This is a genomic window from Leptospira soteropolitanensis (genome assembly GCF_026151655.1).
In the GTDB taxonomy this organism is placed as follows: domain Bacteria; phylum Spirochaetota; class Leptospiria; order Leptospirales; family Leptospiraceae; genus Leptospira_A; species Leptospira_A soteropolitanensis.
Window position 1 is genome coordinate 1 of record NZ_JAMQPN010000027.1, and the last position, 4048, is coordinate 4048.

The 4048-nt window shown below is 31.6% G+C and carries 6 protein-coding genes; all 6 read right to left on the minus strand.

Features of this window, described 5'->3' with window-relative positions; all coding sequences use genetic code 11:
• Window positions 1-148 precede the first annotated feature (148 nt).
• Window positions 149-1411, minus strand: coding sequence for a hypothetical protein (locus ND811_RS18855; protein WP_265353548.1), 1263 nt, complete (start codon window positions 1409-1411; stop codon window positions 149-151).
• Entirely contained in the window at window positions 1404-1865 is a 462-nt protein-coding gene (locus ND811_RS18860; RefSeq protein WP_265353547.1) for a hypothetical protein, read from the minus strand. The genes ND811_RS18855 and ND811_RS18860 overlap by 8 nt, the downstream gene beginning before the upstream one ends.
• Before the next feature lie 223 nt (window positions 1866-2088).
• On the minus strand, window positions 2089-2388 hold the full coding sequence (locus ND811_RS18865; RefSeq protein ID WP_015679761.1) for a helix-turn-helix domain-containing protein: 300 nt from the start codon (window positions 2386-2388) through the stop codon (window positions 2089-2091).
• Entirely contained in the window at window positions 2385-2699 is a 315-nt protein-coding gene (locus tag ND811_RS18870; RefSeq protein ID WP_265353546.1) for a type II toxin-antitoxin system RelE/ParE family toxin, read from the minus strand. The genes ND811_RS18865 and ND811_RS18870 overlap by 4 nt, the downstream gene beginning before the upstream one ends.
• 52 nt (window positions 2700-2751) lie before the next feature.
• Complete coding sequence (locus ND811_RS18875) at window positions 2752-3150, minus strand: hypothetical protein (protein ID WP_265353545.1); 399 nt, start codon at window positions 3148-3150, stop codon at window positions 2752-2754.
• A 287-nt stretch (window positions 3151-3437) separates the two neighbouring features.
• The gene (locus ND811_RS18880) at window positions 3438-3971 is read right to left on the minus strand and encodes a hypothetical protein (protein ID WP_265353544.1); all 534 of its coding nucleotides are present in this window, start codon (window positions 3969-3971) and stop codon (window positions 3438-3440) included.
• Between the last annotated feature and the right edge of the window lie 77 nt (window positions 3972-4048).

Genomic DNA, 4048 nt, shown 5'->3' on the forward strand with positions numbered 1-4048 from the left:
TTAGCGGAGACGACGTTCCCCGACCCTGAGTCCCAACGGGACGTTAGGGACTGGCCACGTAGCTTGCGTATGCAAGCGAGTGCCAGAAGGGGAATGTGGCACAGCCCAAGCGAGGCCGCAAGTGCCGAAGCGCAGCGTTTCCGCGCTGTTATGCGTAGTCACCTGTAGAATCCTGAATCTCTAGGTATATGATTCTCTTTTTAAAGCGAGTAGCCTTTGCTAAAACTTTGATTCGCTTATTATTGTGTAAGCTTTTAGTGTATTCGGTGCCTGCAAGACTATTTGTCCCAAGTATATAAATTCTTGGTTTGAAGACTTTTTTAGTGCTTTCATCAAATAGATTCGCATTACCTTTTCTAGTTTCTACATTAATGTGATAAATTAATAGTGTATATTCTTTAGCTATATTATCAGTTTCGTAATTTGGGGAATTAGTTTCATAGACACGGATAGCGTTTGAGATTTTTTTTCCGTAATTCGTGTCTAGAATCGCGATAGGCTCAATAGTTTCATTTTTTGTTATTTTAGAAATTTGAATGTCAGTAAAATGTTTCTTTTCTAGATCACAAATTTCTTCGTATTTCCTAGAAAAATTAATCATTTTTTCGATAAATTTTTCTCGCTTAAGTAATCTAACATTGGGTAAAATTTTCGATTCTTCTTTTATCGAATTCATTAATATGTCTATATTTGACTTAGTATTTTCGATATGAAATGTGTTTACGTCTTCTGGAAGATGCTGTATTGGATAAGATAAATATCCATCTAAAAGGTTACGAATCTCCTTTTCTTCAAATTCAGGAAACAATCGATGATTGTCTGGATCGAGTTCAATTTTATATTGTATTTGAAAACTACCAATATTATGGGCCACGATTGAGATTTTTGGAGAAATGTAGGTAAATACATTAACGATTGCTGATTTTAGTAACACAGCTATTTTCGTTTGTACTTTGCTTAATTCTTCAGGATCTGCTTCGTGATTGTTAGCTTCGTTTCCTAGCAATGAAGTTGAGTAATCTAGAGAATGTTCCGTTAAATATTTTGGACAGTAAGATTCGGAACCAGGAAAGAGTTCCTTCGGAATTGTGGTTGCATCTACTAAGTAGCTATCTAGTCTATCTGCTGATATATCAATTATGAAAAGGTTTCTTTTTTCATAATATATTGAAGAAAGAGTTTTTTTTCTAAACTTAAATTCTAAAAATTCTTTTTCATCTAGTATTACATGAATAAATCGTTTTACTTTTTGATTTTCAACTAGGAAAGAGCCCAAAATTCGGTTACGATAGCGATTGAATCCCGTATATAGTATGGGTTCATCATCATACAATAGAATCTTTTTTCCTTGAGTTATGATCGCCATATCATAAGTATCATGGAGTTTATATTGGTTAGGTATCTTAAACATCACGAAATTTTATCCTAGTTACTTCAACGATGTCTTGAATTGAAAATTTTTCACTTTTAAAAAATGAATAATGAAAACTATTACCAAGATTTGGGGTAGGCTTTACTTTTCCTGCTTCCTTTTTTAGTTTAAATACTAGGAACTCTGAAGTACTTCCAATCTTAAAAGGCGTAACTTGTAATACTGCCTGATAGTGCAATTTCATCTCTTCATAATTTTGACTATTAATTTTATCGATAGATACACTATGATATGAGCATAAATAATTACAATCTTTAGATTCCTGTGGTTTTTTTCTTTCTTTAGAAGTTAAAAATATCTTTTCACTTTGAATTTTTTTTGGTATTCTTCGCGAAAATGTGCTAGATGTATCGCTATAAGAATTTTCTAAGCATTTACAATCTTTAATTTCATCGATTAATTCCATATGATTTTTTTCAGACTTTTCTTTCATAGACATCTCTTGTTTTTTGAATTAATAAATTAGTTCAGGTGATTACGCATAACGAACTAGACTTACCGAAGTTCCCTGACCCTGAGTCCCGGAGGGACGTTAGGGACTGGCACGGAGTTTGCGTATGCAAACGAGTGACAGAAAGGGAATTTGCCGTAGGCCGAGCGAGGCCTCGTGCCGAAGCGTAGCGGTAAGTCGCTGTTATGCGACGTGGCTTATTTTGCTAAATATTTTTGCTTTTTAGATGTATGACTGGTTCTGCATCTAATGCTTTTGCAAGTTTATTTATAAAGGATAAAGATAGATTTCTATAATTTCCTGATTCCAATCTTGCTATTGCAGGCTGTGATGTTCCTATTTTTAACGCTAAATCTTTTTGAGTTAAATGCCTTTTTTTTCTTAATTTAATAATTTCTTTGGCAAGAGTAAATTCATTTGCTAAGGCATCATACTCAGCTTTGAAATTCTTTTCTTTAATCTCTTTTTTTAAAAGAGAATCAAAATTTTTCGTTTTTGGTTTCAAGTTGCTTCTCCTTTGTATTGATTCATTAATTTCTTTGCTTTATCAAGTTGATCACGGTTAGTTTTTTGATCTTTTTTAATAAATCCAGAAGTAATAATAATGATTTTATCTCTTTCGAAAAAATAGAAGAATCTGCAAATATTGGAACCCTGCTTAATTCTTAGTTCAAATAAACCGTTGAATCCAGCTATTTTTTTGGAAAATGGTTCCCTTAGTTCAGGTCCGAATTCCTTTAATAATTCTATAGTTCTAAAAGCTTTTGCTTTAATCTTATTTTCTAATTTTAAAAGAAAATCTTCAGCAGGTTCCAAAAGCTGAACGTTGTAGGTCACGGTATTTATATATCAAATATGATATAATATGTCAACTCAATTTTGAATTTAAATAGTCTTTTAGTGAACCGCTTCTTAATAAATGATTTGCTGTGTAAAATACGAAAATGCCGAAAGGAACTTGAGTTATTAAGCCTAATAAAATTGGATAATTCAATGTACATAAACCAAAAATTAGATTAAATAAAATATCAAAAATCATAACTAAGACTGCTATTGTAATAGCGGTTTTAAAATTAATAAAGAGTAGGATAATTACAAGTGGATCAATGAAAACTAATGATGACCAAAAGGCATTAAGTATAAACGGTGCAAATGTATATCCTAGTAATCCCATTTTTATAATATCAATCGAGTGTGATATAGTTCCTATAGTAAATCCTATTATATAGATCAAAATGACTGCAGTATTCTGCTTATTGCGGTTCATAAATACCATTTTTAATTTTAAGAATTAGGTTTAAGCCATGTCGCATAACGAACTAGCCTTAACGACGTAGGCTGACCCTGAGTCCCAGCGGGACGTTAGGGACTGGAACGACGCTTGCGTAAGCAAGAGGAGTGCCAGAAGCCTATGTGTCGCAGACCGAGCGAGGCCTTGTGCCGAAGCGAAGCGTTAAGGCGCTGTTATGCGAAGTCTTTTTGGTTTGAAAAAAAAGTTCTTTTATTTTTCATTTGTATTATATCAATTATAATTGGATTAAAAGATTTTATTTCCTAATAGATAGGATTTGAATTTTCATAATATTCCATTAATTCAATGCAATAATTACATTCCTGTAGGTCGTAATCTATTTTCGTGTTTCCAAATAGCGATAATTTGAATTTAGATTTGAAAATGTTTTTTAATTGCTTAATTTCTTTTTTGTTTAATTTTAATTCTGCTTTTTCAAATTTTGTACCGTCTTTTAAAATTTTGTTAAATTTTTCTAGAAAATCAAATTGGAATTCTATTATTTCATTGTTGTCGGATAAATAGGCTTTTTGAAAGTCAATATATTCATTTCCATAATAGTTTATCGTTAATTTCAAATTATTTTGATCATTAAATTTACTTATATATAATTGAATAGTTTTTGGATTTGATGGGTTGAAAAATTCGATATGAGTTATATCTTCAATTTTCTCTGAATTTTTAAGAGTATCTGTTTTTCGAATTAGATTAGAACTATTTTCTAAGTAAGAATATCTACTAGGAAGACCGGAGCATCCTAAATAAAGTATAAAGAATACTGTGATTTGTTTTTTCATTTTAATTCTCCTAAAATTTTTAAAAAGATTTCGCATAACGAAAAAGCTTACCGACGTTCCTCGTAGCCGAGCCTACG

Excerpts from the sequence above, each read along its gene's own strand:
- ND811_RS18860 (WP_265353547.1), bottom strand. The coding sequence starts at position 1,865 with ATGAAAGAAAAGTCTGAAAAAAATCATATGGAATTAATCGATGAAATT.
- ND811_RS18875 (WP_265353545.1), bottom strand. The coding sequence starts at position 3,150 with ATGAACCGCAATAAGCAGAATACTGCAGTCATTTTGATCTATATAATA.
- ND811_RS18855 (WP_265353548.1), bottom strand. The coding sequence starts at position 1,411 with ATGTTTAAGATACCTAACCAATATAAACTCCATGATACTTATGATATG.
- ND811_RS18880 (WP_265353544.1), bottom strand. The coding sequence starts at position 3,971 with ATGAAAAAACAAATCACAGTATTCTTTATACTTTATTTAGGATGCTCC.